General features: G+C 46.9%; 8 protein-coding genes, 12 tRNA genes and 2 rRNA genes. 1 reads left to right on the top strand and 21 read right to left on the bottom strand.

The window, feature by feature from the left end:
* Window positions 1-3: 3 nt before the first annotated feature.
* From MKX60_RS08160 to MKX60_RS08090, 15 genes are all read right to left on the bottom strand, one after another.
* Window positions 4-76, bottom strand: a tRNA-His gene (locus MKX60_RS08160).
* 40 nt (window positions 77-116) lie between these two features.
* A tRNA-His gene (locus tag MKX60_RS08155) sits at window positions 117-192 on the bottom strand.
* 36 nt (window positions 193-228) lie between these two features.
* Window positions 229-302, bottom strand: a tRNA-Trp gene (locus MKX60_RS08150).
* Between the two features lie 7 nt (window positions 303-309).
* Window positions 310-395: transfer RNA gene (locus MKX60_RS08145), tRNA-Tyr, on the bottom strand.
* Window positions 396-400: 5 nt separating this feature from the next.
* Window positions 401-476: transfer RNA gene (locus MKX60_RS08140), tRNA-Thr, on the bottom strand.
* 20 nt (window positions 477-496) lie between these two features.
* Window positions 497-572: transfer RNA gene (locus MKX60_RS08135), tRNA-Phe, on the bottom strand.
* Between the two features lie 7 nt (window positions 573-579).
* Window positions 580-657, bottom strand: a tRNA-Asp gene (locus tag MKX60_RS08130).
* Between the two features lie 26 nt (window positions 658-683).
* Window positions 684-760 (bottom strand) — tRNA-Met (locus MKX60_RS08125).
* A gap of 17 nt (window positions 761-777) precedes the next feature.
* Window positions 778-853: transfer RNA gene (locus MKX60_RS08120), tRNA-Val, on the bottom strand.
* Window positions 854-908: 55 nt separating this feature from the next.
* Window positions 909-983: transfer RNA gene (locus tag MKX60_RS08115), tRNA-Glu, on the bottom strand.
* A gap of 17 nt (window positions 984-1,000) precedes the next feature.
* A tRNA-Ser gene (locus tag MKX60_RS08110) sits at window positions 1,001-1,093 on the bottom strand.
* A 3-nt stretch (window positions 1,094-1,096) separates the two neighbouring features.
* Window positions 1,097-1,172, bottom strand: a tRNA-Asn gene (locus MKX60_RS08105).
* A gap of 60 nt (window positions 1,173-1,232) precedes the next feature.
* Window positions 1,233-4,161: ribosomal RNA gene (locus MKX60_RS08100) — 23S ribosomal RNA — on the bottom strand.
* A gap of 233 nt (window positions 4,162-4,394) precedes the next feature.
* Window positions 4,395-5,952, bottom strand: a 16S ribosomal RNA gene (locus MKX60_RS08095).
* The 16S and 23S rRNA genes sit together here with 12 tRNA genes alongside, the layout of an rRNA operon.
* 428 nt (window positions 5,953-6,380) lie before the next feature.
* Window positions 6,381-7,259, bottom strand: a complete 879-nt coding sequence (locus tag MKX60_RS08090; protein WP_042191792.1) for a nucleotidyltransferase-like protein — start codon at window positions 7,257-7,259, stop codon at window positions 6,381-6,383.
* A gap of 127 nt (window positions 7,260-7,386) precedes the next feature.
* Here MKX60_RS08090 and MKX60_RS08085 point away from each other — a divergent pair, with 127 nt between their 5' ends.
* Window positions 7,387-7,752, top strand: a complete 366-nt coding sequence (locus MKX60_RS08085) for a DUF2614 family zinc ribbon-containing protein (RefSeq protein ID WP_076285462.1) — start codon at window positions 7,387-7,389, stop codon at window positions 7,750-7,752.
* A 115-nt stretch (window positions 7,753-7,867) separates the two neighbouring features.
* Here MKX60_RS08085 and MKX60_RS08080 read toward each other — a convergent pair whose 3' ends face one another.
* The 6 genes from MKX60_RS08080 to gatA form a co-directional block, all read right to left on the bottom strand.
* Complete coding sequence (locus MKX60_RS08080) at window positions 7,868-9,589, bottom strand: glycosyl hydrolase family 18 protein (protein ID WP_341059497.1); 1,722 nt, start codon at window positions 9,587-9,589, stop codon at window positions 7,868-7,870.
* 242 nt (window positions 9,590-9,831) lie between these two features.
* Complete coding sequence (locus MKX60_RS08075; protein WP_042191799.1) at window positions 9,832-10,263, bottom strand: Fur family transcriptional regulator; 432 nt, start codon at window positions 10,261-10,263, stop codon at window positions 9,832-9,834.
* Between the two features lie 126 nt (window positions 10,264-10,389).
* Window positions 10,390-12,300, bottom strand: a complete 1,911-nt coding sequence (locus tag MKX60_RS08070) for a DUF4097 family beta strand repeat-containing protein (protein ID WP_256721707.1) — start codon at window positions 12,298-12,300, stop codon at window positions 10,390-10,392.
* Between the two features lie 46 nt (window positions 12,301-12,346).
* Complete coding sequence (locus MKX60_RS08065; protein ID WP_149644906.1) at window positions 12,347-12,817, bottom strand: GNAT family N-acetyltransferase; 471 nt, start codon at window positions 12,815-12,817, stop codon at window positions 12,347-12,349.
* Between the two features lie 122 nt (window positions 12,818-12,939).
* The gene (gene gatB / locus MKX60_RS08060) at window positions 12,940-14,385 is read right to left on the bottom strand and encodes an Asp-tRNA(Asn)/Glu-tRNA(Gln) amidotransferase subunit GatB (protein ID WP_405175035.1); all 1,446 of its coding nucleotides are present in this window, start codon (window positions 14,383-14,385) and stop codon (window positions 12,940-12,942) included.
* Between the two features lie 11 nt (window positions 14,386-14,396).
* Window positions 14,397-15,854 carry an Asp-tRNA(Asn)/Glu-tRNA(Gln) amidotransferase subunit GatA gene (gene gatA, locus MKX60_RS08055; RefSeq protein WP_042191806.1) on the bottom strand — a complete coding sequence of 486 codons (1,458 nt, stop codon included), beginning with the start codon at window positions 15,852-15,854 and terminating at the stop codon, window positions 14,397-14,399.
* Window positions 15,855-15,857 lie beyond the last annotated feature (3 nt).

Here is a 15,857-nt window from a genome sequence, read left to right as displayed (position 1 = left end):
AGGGGCGACTGATGGGTCTCGAACCCACGAATGCCGGAACCACAATCCGGTGCGTTAACCACTTCGCCACAATCGCCATATTAAACTAATATTGTTGCTGTTCTTCTTAAAGTAAATGGGGCGACCGATGGGACTTGAACCCACGAATGCCGGATCCACAAACCGGTGCGTTAACCCCTTCGCCACGACCGCCATATTAAACTTTAGAGAAAGACTTTAGATAAAGATTGGCAGGGGCAGCAGGAATTGAACCCACACCAACGGTTTTGGAGACCGTTGTTCTACCTTTAAACTATGCCCCTAAAAAAATGGTGGGGGATGATGGATTCGAACCACCGAACACGTACGTGAGCAGATTTACAGTCTGATGCGTTTGGCCACTTCGCTAATCCCCCAAAGATGGTGCCGGCGAGAGGACTTGAACCCCCAACCTACTGATTACAAGTCAGTTGCTCTACCAATTGAGCTACACCGGCATATTAAGTTGTATACTATATGGTGGCTCGAGACGGATTCGAACCGCCGACACGAGGATTTTCAGTCCTCTGCTCTACCGACTGAGCTATCGAGCCAAGAAAATGGCGGAACCGACGAGATTCGAACTCGCGATCTCCTGCGTGACAGGCAGGCATGTTAGGCCAACTACACCACGGTTCCAAAAGATATAATTACTTGATGAAAATTGGTTGCGGGGGCAGGATTTGAACCTGCGGCCTTCGGGTTATGAGCCCGACGAGCTACCGGGCTGCTCCACCCCGCGTCGTTCTTAAATGAATATGGTGGAGGCTGAGGGGATCGAACCCCCGACCCTCTGCTTGTAAGGCAGATGCTCTCCCAGCTGAGCTAAGCCTCCGTAAACAACAATTGTTATTGTACCAAAGTCCACTATGTAAAATCAAGTGAAAATTTGGTGACCCGTATGGGATTCGAACCCATGTTACCTCCGTGAAAGGGAGGTGTCTTAACCCCTTGACCAACGGGCCATACTAAGTAAAATTTGTGGCGGAGAGAGAGGGATTCGAACCCTCGAGACGCTTGTGGCGCCTACACGATTTCCAATCGTGCTCCTTCGGCCAAACTCGGACACCTCTCCATATGGCTCCCCGAACAGGACTCGAACCTGTGACAACTCGATTAACAGTCGAGTGCTCTACCAACTGAGCTATCAGGGAATATTCATACCAGGCTTGATGCCTGAAAACTGAATCCGAATTGAATTTGCGTTTTAAGTATAGGATAAGCCCTCGACCGATTAGTATTGGTCAGCTCCATGCATTACTGCACTTCCACCTCCAACCTATCTACCTCGTCGTCTTCAAGGGGTCTTACTAATTGGGAAATCTCATCTTGAGGGGGGCTTCACGCTTAGATGCTTTCAGCGCTTATCCCGTCCGTACGTAGCTACCCAGCCATGCTTCTGGCGAAACAACTGGTGCACCAGCGGTACGTCCATCCCGGTCCTCTCGTACTAAGGACAGCTCCTCTCAAATTTCCTGCGCCCACGACAGATAGGGACCGAACTGTCTCACGACGTTCTGAACCCAGCTCGCGTACCGCTTTAATGGGCGAACAGCCCAACCCTTGGGACCTACTTCAGCCCCAGGATGCGATGAGCCGACATCGAGGTGCCAAACCTCCCCGTCGATGTGGACTCTTGGGGGAGATAAGCCTGTTATCCCCAGGGTAGCTTTTATCCGTTGAGCGATGGCCCTTCCATGCGGTACCACCGGATCACTAAGTCCGACTTTCGTCCCTGCTCGACTTGTAGGTCTCGCAGTCAAGCTCCCTTATGCCTTTGCACTCTTCGAATGATTTCCAACCATTCTGAGGGAACCTTGGAACGCCTCCGTTACTCTTTAGGAGGCGACCGCCCCAGTCAAACTGCCCGCCTGACACGGTCCCCGTACCCGATTAGGGTACTAGGTTAGAACCTAGATACGATCAGGGTGGTATCCCAACGGCGCCTCCACCGAAGCTTGCGCTCCGATTTCTACGGCTCCCACCTATCCTGTACAGATCGTACCCAAATTCAATATCAAGCTGCAGTAAAGCTCCATGGGGTCTTTCCGTCTTGTCGCGGGTAACCTGCATCTTCACAGGTATTAAAATTTCACCGGATCTCTCGTTGAGACAGCGCCCAAGTCGTTACGCCATTCGTGCGGGTCAGAATTTACCTGACAAGGAATTTCGCTACCTTAGGACCGTTATAGTTACGGCCGCCGTTTACTGGGGCTTCGGTTCATAGCTTCGGGTTACCCCTAACCACTCCCCTTAACCTTCCAGCACCGGGCAGGCGTCAGCCCGTATACTTCGCCTTGCGGCTTCGCACAGACCTGTGTTTTTGCTAAACAGTCGCTTGGGCCTTTTCACTGCGGCCCCCTCGTGCTATTCACACTACCGGGGCACCCCTTCTCCCGAAGTTACGGGGTCATTTTGCCGAGTTCCTTAACGAGAGTTCTTCCGCGCGCCTTAGAATTCTCTTCTCGCCTACCTGTGTCGGTTTGCGGTACGGGCACCTTCTCCTGGCTAGAGGCTTTTCTTGGCAGTGTGAGATCATGACCTTCGCTACTGTAATTTTCGCTCCCCATCACAGCCCAGCCTTAACGATGTGCGGATTTGCCTACACATCAGCCTCACTGCTTAGACGGACATATCCATCAGTCCGCGTCACTACCCTCCTGCGTCACCCCATCGCTCATAGCGGATTACGGTGGTACAGTAATTTCAAACTGTTGTCCTTCGACTACGCCTTTCGGCCTCGCCTTAGGTCCCGACTTACCCTGAGCGGACGAGCCTTCCTCAGGAAACCTTGGGCTTTCGGCGGATCAGATTCTCACTGATCTTTTCGTTACTCATACCGGCATTCTCACTTGTATGCTGTCCAGCGCTCCTTACGGTACACCTTCAACCCACATACAACGCTCCCCTACCCCAGATACATACGTATCTAGCCATAGCTTCGGTGGTGTGTTTAGCCCCGTTACATTTTCGGCGCAGAGTCACTCGACCAGTGAGCTATTACGCACTCTTTCAATGGTGGCTGCTTCTAAGCCAACATCCTGGTTGTCTGTGCAACTCCACATCCTTTCCCACTTAACACACACTTGGGGACCTTAGCTGATGGTCTGGGCTGTTTCCCTTTTGACAATGGATCTTAGCACTCACTGTCTGACTCCCGGCAATAAGTATATGGCATTCGGAGTTTGACTGAGCTTGGTAATCCTTGCGGACCCCGCACCCAATCAGTGCTCTACCTCCACTACTCTTATACCGAGGCTAGCCCTAAAGCTATTTCGGGGAGAACCAGCTATCTCCGAGTTCGATTGGAATTTCTCCGCTACCCCCACCTCATCCCCGCATTTTTCAACATGCGTGGGTTCGGGCCTCCAGTGCGTGTTACCGCACCTTCACCCTGGACAGGGGTAGATCACACGGTTTCGGGTCTACGTCCACATACTAAATCGCCCTATTCAGACTCGCTTTCGCTGCGGCTCCGTCTTCTCGACTTAACCTTGCATGTTAAACGTAACTCGCCGGTTCATTCTACAAAAGGCACGCCATCACCCATTAATAGGGCTCTGACTTTTTGTAAGCACACGGTTTCAGGTTCTATTTCACTCCCCTTCCGGGGTGCTTTTCACCTTTCCCTCACGGTACTGTTTCACTATCGGTCGCCAGGTAGTATTTAGCCTTAGCAGATGGTCCTGCTGGATTCATACGGGGTTTCACGTGCCCCGCACTACTCGGGATCCGTCTCGGAGAGAACACAGTTTAGGTTACAGGGCTTTTACCTCTATCGCGGGCCTTTCCAGACCTCTTCACCTACCATATTCCTTTGTAACTCCATGTGAGACGTCCCACAACCCCTAAGAGCAAGCTCTTAGGTTTAGGCTGTTCCGCGTTCGCTCGCCGCTACTGACGGAATCACTATTGTTTTCTCTTCCTCAGGGTACTTAGATGTTTCAGTTCCCCTGGTCTGCCTCTACATCTCCTATGTGTTCAGAGATGAGTAACTGCGAATTACCACAGCTGGGTTTCCCCATTCGGACACCCCCGGATCAAAGCTTGCTTACAGCTCCCCGAGGCAGTTTCGTTGTTCGCCACGTCCTTCGTCGGCTCCTGGCGCCTAGGCATCCTCCGTGTGCTCTTATTAGCTTAACCTTGATTTTTCCTAAGAAAAATCTCACTAATAACATTTACTTGTTTGCACAAGTTGCTAAAAGATGTTCTAAAACGCAAATTCGTTTCGGTATCCAGTTTTCAAGGATCAAGTCTTACTTGAGAGCTTAAACTCTCAAAACTGAGCAACGAGTGAGTAACAGGCCTAAACCTGAGATTTTGGAAGTTTAACTTCCGATTTGAATGTCTTCATTGCAGAAGACGATTCTCCATAGAAAGGAGGTGATCCAGCCGCACCTTCCGATACGGCTACCTTGTTACGACTTCACCCCAATCATCTACCCCACCTTCGGCGGCTGGCTCCCTTGCGGGTTACCCCACCGACTTCGGGTGTTGTAAACTCTCGTGGTGTGACGGGCGGTGTGTACAAGACCCGGGAACGTATTCACCGCGGCATGCTGATCCGCGATTACTAGCAATTCCGACTTCATGCAGGCGAGTTGCAGCCTGCAATCCGAACTGAGACCGGCTTTGATGGGATTGGCTTCACCTCGCGGTTTCGCTTCCCGTTGTACCGGCCATTGTAGTACGTGTGTAGCCCAGGTCATAAGGGGCATGATGATTTGACGTCATCCCCACCTTCCTCCGGTTTGTCACCGGCAGTCACTCTAGAGTGCCCAACATTACTTGCTGGCAACTAAAGTTAAGGGTTGCGCTCGTTGCGGGACTTAACCCAACATCTCACGACACGAGCTGACGACAACCATGCACCACCTGTCTCCTCTGTCCCGAAGGCCGCCACTATCTCTAGTGGATTCAGAGGGATGTCAAGACCTGGTAAGGTTCTTCGCGTTGCTTCGAATTAAACCACATACTCCACTGCTTGTGCGGGTCCCCGTCAATTCCTTTGAGTTTCAGTCTTGCGACCGTACTCCCCAGGCGGAGTGCTTACTGTGTTAACTTCGGCACCAAGGGTATCGAAACCCCTAACACCTAGCACTCATCGTTTACGGCGTGGACTACCAGGGTATCTAATCCTGTTTGCTCCCCACGCTTTCGCGCCTCAGCGTCAGTTACAGCCCAGAAAGTCGCCTTCGCCACTGGTGTTCCTCCACATATCTACGCATTTCACCGCTACACGTGGAATTCCACTTTCCTCTTCTGTACTCAAGTCACCCAGTTTCCAGTGCGACCTCAGGTTGAGCCCAAGGTTTAAACACCAGACTTAAATGACCGCCTGCGCGCGCTTTACGCCCAATAATTCCGGACAACGCTTGCCCCCTACGTATTACCGCGGCTGCTGGCACGTAGTTAGCCGGGGCTTTCTTCTCAGGTACCGTCACTCCGATAGCAGTTACTCTACCGGACGTTCTTCCCTGGCAACAGAGCTTTACGATCCGAAAACCTTCATCACTCACGCGGCGTTGCTCCGTCAGACTTTCGTCCATTGCGGAAGATTCCCTACTGCTGCCTCCCGTAGGAGTCTGGGCCGTGTCTCAGTCCCAGTGTGGCCGTTCACCCTCTCAGGTCGGCTACGCATCGTCGCCTTGGTGGGCCGTTACCCCACCAACTAGCTAATGCGCCGCAGGCCCATCCCTCAGTGACAGATTGCTCCGTCTTTCATTCTTTCTTCAGGAGAAAAAAGAAATTATCCGGTATTAGCTACCGTTTCCGGTAGTTATCCCAGTCTAAGGGGCAGGTTGCCTACGTGTTACTCACCCGTCCGCCGCTAAGTTATTTTGAAAGCAAGCTTTCAAAATAACTCCGCTCGACTTGCATGTATTAGGCACGCCGCCAGCGTTCGTCCTGAGCCAGGATCAAACTCTCCAATTAGTATTGAAAAGAGCGATATGCTCATTTTGAAACATCTGACGAGAAAATTAATTCTCTAATTTTGGATTTCACTTTCGTGATTTCCCACTCACTCGTTGTTCAGTTTTCAAAGATCAAGCTGTTTATTTCGTCGTTGTGTTGTTCAGCAGCGACCTTTATAATATATCACAGCGCCCTCGTTTTAGTCAACCTTTTTTTTAATTTCTTTTTTCGGTTGTCTTTCGAATGTTTTCGAAAGCACATCTCTGTGTCAGAGGGACGAGTTATAATTTAACACATGAACTAGGAAAGAGTCAACCATAAATTTATTAGAATAAATATGAGCGCATCATAATAGCGGGCAAACAAAAAAGAGAGTGCTCAGCCTCTCCCTATCCCAACTTATTTTATCTATAGATTACCGGCAAATCCTGCATCTAATTTCTTCTCTATAAGGTATATCGGATCGCATGACCCTCTCCCCCATGACCGTCAGCCCATAAAGTAATCTCACGGATTAGCGAACGAGAAACAAGCTTTCGTAAAACTAGGGGCAACTCAGCCTCTAATTGACACAGGCCAGAATGCTGTAGTAATTCTTTTATACTCCACGCTTCCTTACGACTATTCAGAATATTGAAAAGCAATGCACAACAATCCGTCATTTTGGACATGATCCCAAATTCACATGCTAGAAGAACAAGCTCTACTCTTTGCTCTAAGGTCTCCGTGCTGATGGTTAGTTCCTCATATAGTTTATGGACCGAAGTGTTCATACTTTTAACCTGCTCCCAAACAGCCGGCTCTGGAAATGAACCAGATTCACTCACTTCTATTCTTGCCCAATGATATAGAGCCATCAATACACAGTTATATGCATCCATAATGTAGCCAGCTTCTATATACCGTTTAGATTTCACATACAAATGCAAGAATCGTGCAAACTCCATGAACTCAACTCGTTCCTTAAGAGGCCCTTCAAATTGTAAAATCTCCCGGCGCATATCCCCTAGTATTCCTTTGGGATCCCAGATCACTTCCCCAATCATCAAACTAGTAAGGAGCTCGTTATTATCTCCCGCCATGACAGCCCGCTCCAAAGCGGAAAGGCCAATATGGACTGACTGGGTCCGTGTGTCACCGGCAATGGTGTGGCGAACAATATGTTCTAAATCCTGTTCCTCATGTAAAACTAACACAACCATATCAAAATCGTGAAGTAGCGCGCTTTGAAAAGGAGTACTCCCTTTCTGCCGCAAAGCGACAGCTCCTAAAACATTTTCTTCAAACGTTTCTCCACTCAACAAAGTTACATTGGATAATTCCATGCTTCCCTCCATTAAATTTGGCGAATTTGCGTCCAGTCAGTTATAATTCAGTTATAATAATTATTCTACATATGAAAGACAGTTCCTTCTGGACAACCCAACTATATTTAGTTAGGAGCAAACACTCATGAAGTTTAAAACGGCTAAGATCAACGCTTTTCGCACATGGGGATTACTGCTCACAATGCTCGGAATGGGACTTATGGTTTTGGGTACAGCAGGCATCGTATTCTGGGGATCGACTGGGAAAGTATTCGCTGGAATCGGACTTGTAATCGGTTTAATTTCCATGATGGCAAGTCTTGCGATCTATTTCTGGGCTGGCATGCTCTCAACGAGTGCAGTTCAGCTAGAGTGCCCTGAGTGTCACAAGCTGACCAAGATGCTCGGTAAAACAGACCGCTGTATGTTCTGCCACACCATTCTTACTATGGATCGGGCTGAGGCTACTATTACTGCAGATCAGCTTGAGCATCAGCAACTAAACCACTAAACACACCTTACAGAGGCTCATTACTAACTAGTTAAAATGCACTCAAATATTTGTTAATACAACAAAGAGGCCCCCGATATGGGAGCCTCTTTGTTTGTTATAAATGAAATTATGATTACTTATGAATCTCTTGTAATGCTTCCCATGCTGATGGATTGCTAAAACTGCGATTCCATGATCCGATGCCTCCAAGCCCCATGGACTTAGCAAGCTCAACTCTTGATTTTAAGCTAACCTTATCTTCTATCCATATTTTCTTAAGAGCGCCATCTTCCTTGTACTCTACGTAATTCTGCCCAGCAGCCTTATCAAATGTAGGAGTTAGCTTCTTCTCTTTGATAATTTTTTCAACGGCATTCATACTAACGGATTTGGAGCTTACCTTTGTCTTGCCATCTACTTGAGCCTCAGTCCAGATGCGGGTGTACAATGGGATCCCCAAAATCACCTTCTCAGGCGGCACATTGTCTTCCTCTATGATCCGGCTTATTGAATTCTCTACCCAAGGTAAGGAGGCAACAGAGCCCGCGATAGGGCTAGCTGCCCAATGTTCATCATAAGCCATCACGATTAGATAATCGACTAATGTCCCAAGAGCCTTACGATCAAGGAATGCTGACCACATCTCGCTATTGGATTTAGGTGTCACGTCTATGGAGACGATTAGATTCTTAGCCTGAGCCATCGGTTTTAGCTCTCTCATAAATTGAGTGACATTCTCTCCGTCTTTCGTATACACATTCTCAAAATCGATATTAATTCCATCCAAATTGTATAAATCCGAATATTCTAAGATCTGTACGATTGCATTCATCCGTTTCTCATAGCTGGACAATGCCTCAGTAGTCATGTCTGGATCGAAGCTATTGCTAAGCAACCCCCATACCTCTAACCCGCGCCCATGCGCCCACTGCACATACGCACTGTCGGCCTGACTGCGCACATTGCCATCACCATCTATAATACTAAACCAGGTTGGGCTAGCCACGTTAACGCCTGGTAGCTCACCGAAGGTTTCTGGGTTAGGTTTGCGTTGGTAAACAGCCTCCCAATACAAATTCACTGACTTCCCTTTCCAGTTACGTTCAGCGCGTGTTGGCGTGGATTTTTTCGGTTCCACTGTCTTTTGACCATCCCGAACAATGTCACTTGCCTTGGCATAACCTGCATACCCGCTGCTTAATTGTACAAACAGCCAGTCCTTATTTTCTTCATTCCAAATATTCACGACTGCCCCAGGAGACATATCCGCAACTATAGGTGCGTGGATGGATGCCTCATTTCGTAGAGCTACTGACTTGTCGCCTTTTTCACCTTTAACTTTTCCTAGCGAGACAGACTCTCCTGCCGTCATTAGTAGTATTGCTCCGGTATTCGTATCCTCCTGTATTTCAAACCCATATAGATCTTCTAATACATCCGCAGGAAGGTAGGTCACTTTTTCCTTTACTTCAGGCGCTAACCGCAGCTGCAGCGGACGATTATTCAGACTAGCATCGGTTTTATCCTCCTGCATGTAAAGGAGCTCACTATCCGTTGATAGGATGACCGATTTCGTCTTCTCTTCATAACGAATGGAAGGATCCACATACTCTTGCAACAATGGTAATGGTAATAACATGCTATCCCCAGTCCCCGAGGCAGAATAACCTGTATACTCTCCTTTTACAAAGATGGGGTGCGCTTGAGCTTTCCAATCTACATCTATGTGCTGACGATTTGGCAATACATAAAACACTACCCAATATGCTGCTGCTACAATGATTAAAAGTCCAAATAAACGTCTAAAAAAACCTCCGCGCTTTTTGACGCGCCTCTGTCCCAGTCTTCTGTCCAAAATATATCCTCCAGATAATAATATGATTTTTAATAGAGTCTAACATTACGATTATAACATCCACTTGGTTTCGTATAACCAGTAGAAAATAGTCATTTATCCTACAAATTGTTATATTCAAGAAGAAATGACGTTGTCGTTCTTATATTTGTAAAAAAATAAAAACGTGAGTCCTCCGCTTTCGGATTTCGCACGTTTAGTGATAACTTGGTAGATCGCCTTGATACCGTTCTATTCTAGTCTTAATGCTGCTTCTCTCTACAACTTTTGCAAAATCCATGCAGCTCCATACGCAATCCTGTAATCTTAAAGCCTGTAGCTTGCTCAGCATGCAGCTCTACATCCCTAAGCGAAGGATAACTGAAATCCTCAATCTTACCGCATTTCTGACATATAACATGATAATGATCAGACACATTGGCATCAAAACGGCTGGAGCTATCCCCATAGGTCAACTCACGAACCATGCCAGCTTCCATAAACATCTTGAGATTATTATATACGGTTGCCACGCTCATGCTCGGAAATTTAGGCTCTAATGCCCGATATATATCGTCAGCTGTAGGATGATTCATTGCTTCCATCAAATACGTAAGAATCGCATGACGCTGGGGCGTTATACGGACACCTGTTGTTTTTAATTGTTCCAATGCATGTTGTACGCCACTCCCCATGACTGTCACCGCCTTTTAAATTTAAAAATAAAAGAAATATTTCTTATAATTGTAAGACTGGGTTTTCAATCTTGTCAACGAAGTCGATACATTATATTCATTATTATATAAGAAAAATTACTTTTTTCAATAACCTCTCACATTTAAGTTGCTGTTTCCCTCAACCTGAATCTTGAACTCACCTGTGCCCACTTCACCAGATATCTTCTTCTTATCAATGGTTAAGGTAGGTAAATCTGAAATAATATCGCCATATCCACTTGAGCCATTCAACTTATAGTTCCCTAACTGCGGCAAATACAATTGAATATCGCCAACTGCACTATAAATGTCCCAGTCTCCTCCGACTTCATGCGAACGAACATCAATGATGCCATTCAAGGATTCTGCATGCAGCTTTGATCTGGCTCCATCAATCTCTAAATTACCATTTTTGCTAGAAATATCGATCTCGGCTTCATTCCCGGTTGCACCGATATTGCCAACTGCCGTTGATAATTTCAAGGCTCCTGTGACATTCCAAGCATTCATATTGCCACCGCTCGTTGATAAATCAACACTGCCCTGGACGGATCTCGCACGCACAGCTCCATTCAGTGTTTTCCCCTTCACATTACCAAAGATACGATGAAGAATAAGTTCTCCATTCCCCGTTTCCAGCGAAATATCTTCGATCGCTTCTATGTTCTGCAGGGTGATCCCACCATTCATAGTGCGAACATCGAGATTAAACCGGCGGTCTTCCGGCAAAGAAATGTCCAAATCCATTCGCGGCTGACGCTTACCTGATTCTCCGTACGCCTTGCTGTTTGAAGTGATTTTTATAGTTGGTCCTTCAACAACATCCACAAAGGACTGTTCCGAAATGGCCTCAGCCATCGGACCTTCCAATTGATCTACCCAAACTGTAGTAGTAATTTGAATATTATCTACGGGAGCCCGGTGCAATAAAATATCCCCATTAATACCATCAACGGATATTTTGGCTGTATTTAGCTTCACTGGAACAATAAGCGGAGCCTTCTGGAATTTACTTCCCTTCGCCTCGCCATAGTCGACTGCAGCTGCTGTAAGGTTGAGACTCACATTTTTCCACAGATATAAGTAATGTTCTTGTTCGGCAACGATAAACACACTCGCAGCAAGCAATATAGCAGATAAAAGGCCGCGTAAATCCAATCTGATTCTTGTTCCCTTTTGTACAGAGCCTGAACGACCAGAGAAGAAATACATGAACAGGAACTCAATCCCCCATAACACTGGGATGACCGGCCACCACTTCAAGAGTAAAAGCATATAATCCGACCCGTCTCTCCAATCCAGAAACAACGGGATGGCCATAGCAATAAGCAAGACCGATGCCGTATATCTTCCTACACGCCGGTTATGAGACTCATTTTTTTTGCGCGAAACGATTCCTCTGACAATTTCTCTCGCTCCTACATATATACCACCACATAATAAAACTGCAGACACGGCCACTTCGGAGTAATGCTCAATAAAAAATTGCAGCCATGCTGGCTTTTGGCGAAACAGAATGAGAAGCGCTCCCCCTAAAAGAAGTAGAAATCCAAAGGATACACCAGGTTCACTGACGATACTACGACGCTTAGGAGGTGAAGTTATTTTTGCCACAGAATCATCAAGCTCTTGATCTTCAGGGTAACGGAGAATCTTGTCCGCTGATTGCAGTACATCATACACATTATAGAAATATATCGCCGGAATAATTAGTGCAAGTAAAATAAGCAACGGAACATTAATCTGCATTCCAATGGATGAGAAATAAATTAAAGCTGAGATATCCAATAGTATCAAGAAGATAAAGGTAATTCCTTTGCGGAGAAGCCCAAAGTATAAGTGCCCAGTTCCTGGGATGAGAGCTGCCAATAGTCCAGCGATAAATTTGCGTTTGCGGCGGCGCCGTTTTGGACGTGGAGGGATTATCTTCTTCTGAATCTCACTCTCCGTAGTCTCAAGATCGGCTGAACCCCGCTGCTCTTCCTGCGCTGAGAGCATTGCAGAATCATTTGTCATATCTCGGCTCCTCCTTTCGTAAACATGGGTCTGTGTATATGCTTCTTCAAAGTGAACCACTCCGATAAAAATCAATCAATTCCACACCGGGAGCAACTTCCTGCGATCCCATAGGTACAAAACCATGCTTGCTGTACAAAGAAACGGCAGGCAGGTTTAGCTTCCCCGTAGATACGATGTATTGCTCCATCCCTGAAAAATGTTCAAATACATATTCCAAGAGACTGCTTGCAATACCTCTGCGGAAAAAGTCCGGTCCCACCATCATCCGCGTAATCGTGAGTTTGCCCGGGGATTCTTCTTCTATAGCAATAGCACCCATCAGTTCTTCATCTTCATCAAAGCAGCCGTAAAAATCCTCTTTAGAGTGGCTGAGCATCTCCCTCGTCTCCATAAGCGGTGGGATCTCACGAAACCCTATTAACTCCGCTTCTAGCCGGTAGGCCTTATGCTGGAGGCTCCATAGTTCATTAACGGTACTATCATCCTGGAGGTTTAGCTTAATAATTGTATTCATCCCTACTAGTCCCCTTATATGCCGCTAAGGGCCTGCCGTTGCCGACAAGCCCTTAGCTTATTACATAAGTATATTACCCCAAGTATAAACAACGTTATCGACCACTAAAGACGATAATCGTTTTAATTGCTCAATACCTCGATCAGAAGTTTATTCGCAAGACCTGGATTTGCCTTACCTTTACTTTCTTTCATAACTTGTCCCACAAGGAAGCCAATGGCTTTCTGTTTACCTGCTTTATAATCCTCTACAGATTGCGGGTTAGCAGCTACGACTGCTTCCACAATTCCTTTAATGGCACCTTCATCGCTGATTTGTACCAGACCTTTTTCCTCAACGATTGCAGCAGGCAATTTACCGCTCTCTAGCATTTCTTTAAATACCGTTTTAGCGATCTTGTTGCTGATGGTTCCGCCTGCAATGAGGCCGATCATTTCCCCGAGCCCTTGCGGCGTAATTTTGACCTGAGACAAGTCCAGGTTATTACTGTTCAAATAAGCAAGCAACTCACCCATGATCCAGTTAGCTACAGCCTTGGCATCCTGCGTATAAGTAAGGCATCCTTCGAAAAAGTCCGCTAGCGGTTTAGAGGAAGTAATCACGCCAGCATCATAAGCTGTAAGACCCAGTTCTTCACTGTAGCGAGCTTGTCTTGCATCCGGTAGTTCCGGGATCGTCGAACGAATGGATTCTTTCCAGGCATCGTCAATATGCAACACGATCAGATCTGGATCTGGGAAATAACGATAATCGTGTGCTTCTTCTTTCCCACGCATAGATAAAGTTTTTCCTTGTGCTTCATCCCAGCGGCGAGTCTCTTGCACAACCACTCCACCATCATCCAGGATCTCAGCTTGACGATATTGCTCATACTCCAGTCCACGCAGTACTCCGCGGAAGGAGTTCATGTTCTTAAGCTCTGCTCTAATGCCGAATTCCTCTTGTCCTTCTGGTCGTAGACTGATGTTCGCGTCACAGCGCATCGATCCCTCTTCCATCTTGACATCGGATACGTCGCAGTATTGCATAATCGCACGGATTTTCTCCAGATAAGCCCGAGCTTCCTCTGGCGTGCGCAAGTCTGGCTCAGATACGATTTCGATAAGCGGTGTTCCCACTCGGTTAAAATCGACAAGCGACGCAAAACCGCCATCAACGTGAGTGAGCTTACCTGCATCCTCTTCCAAATGAAGACGAGTAATGCCGATTCGTTTGGTCTCTCCATTAACTTCAATGTCAATCCAGCCGTTCAAACCGATAGGCTGATCGAACTGCGAAATCTGATAAGCTTTCGGTGAATCCGGGTAAAAATAGTTCTTGCGGTCGAATTTACTAACATCACCAATGGTACAATTTAGCGCCATCGCTGCTTTCATAGCGTAATCTACCGCTTGTTTGTTTAGAACTGGCAATACGCCGGGGTGACCCAGGCAGACAGGACAGGTATGCGTGTTAGGCGGGGCTCCAAATTCAGTGGAGCATCCGCAAAAGATTTTAGAGTTGGTATGAAGCTCTACGTGAACCTCTAAGCCGATGACCGTTTCGTATTTAGACATAAGTAGTCCCATTCCCTCCTTTACTACAGCTGTGGACGCTGCTTGTGATGATCAGTATTTTGTTCAAAAGCGTGAGCAACACGCAGAATCGTACTCTCGTCAAATTCTTTACCGATAATTTGCAAACCTACTGGCATGCCTTCCGCAAAGCCACAAGGAACGCTAACGGCAGGAATACCTGCCAAGCTCACAGGAATCGTGAGAATATCGTTCAGATACATGGTCAGCGGATCTTCCGTCTGTGAACCTAATTTGAATGCTGTCGTAGGCGCTGTTGGCCCGATGACCACATCATATTTTTTAAAGATGTCATCAAAGTCCTGTTTAATCAAAGTACGCACTTTTTGTGCTTTTAAATAATAAGCATCGTAATACCCGGAGCTAAGCGCATAAGTCCCTAGCATAATACGACGTTTGACCTCAGGGCCAAAGCCGCGACTGCGGGAATTAAGATATAGATCAAGCAACCCTCCGCCTTCATCTACACGTGCACCATAACGCACACCGTCAAAACGCGCAAGGTTAGATGAAGCTTCCGAAGAGGACAGCAAATAATAAGCTGCTACTGCGTATTCCGTATGTGGTAACGAAACTTCCTCCCAGACAGCACCCATTCCTTCCAGCACCTTAAGTGCGGACAAGACTGTCTCACGCACAGAAGCATCGACACCTGCTCCTAAGTATTCCTTAGGTACAGCAATGCGAAGTCCGGAAACATCACCAGTCAGAGAACTCAAATAATCAGGAATTTCAACTTTAGCTGAAGTAGAGTCCTGGGCATCATAACCAGCAATCGCTTGAAGCACATATGCAGAATCCTCTACATTACGTGTTAATGGTCCAATCTGATCGAGTGAGGAAGCAAAGGCTACCAGTCCATAACGTGATACAAGACCATAAGTAGGTTTGAGACCTACAACACCACAATAGGAAGCAGGCTGGCGGATGGAACCCCCAGTATCCGAGCCTAGTGAGAAGAATACTTCGCCAGCAGCTACTGCTGCAGCAGATCCGCCACTGGAACCGCCGGGCACACGCTCTAAATCCCAAGGATTGCGTACAGGACCAAAGCTTGAATTCTCATTAGATCCACCCATTGCGAATTCATCCATATTCAATTTACCGATCGTTACGGCATCTGCCTGTTGCAGTTTAGAAGCCACAGTAGCGTTATAAATCGGCTGGAAATCTTTCAAAAATTGGCTGGCACAGGTCGTGCGTAGTCCTTTAGTTACAATATTATCCTTAATTCCGGCAGGAAGACCAAACAGCAATCCACGTGCTGCTCCAGATGCCAGTTTGTCGTCCAAAGCGCGTGCGGTACTACGAGCGCCCTCCTCGTTCAAGGTCAAAAATGCATTTACTTTCTTATCCCGCTCAGCGATAATCGCCAGCGATTCTTCAGTCAGTTCACTGACCGATACTTCTTTAGCAGTTAACATGCGATGTACTTCAGGCAATCGATTTTGAAACAGGCTCAAGAT

The sequence above is a fragment of the Paenibacillus sp. FSL R5-0914 genome, from assembly GCF_038004525.1.
Lineage (GTDB): Bacteria > Bacillota > Bacilli > Paenibacillales > Paenibacillaceae > Paenibacillus_AQ.
The sequence above is the reverse complement of the archived record's forward strand: the minus strand, read 5'-3'. Positions and strand labels throughout refer to the sequence as shown.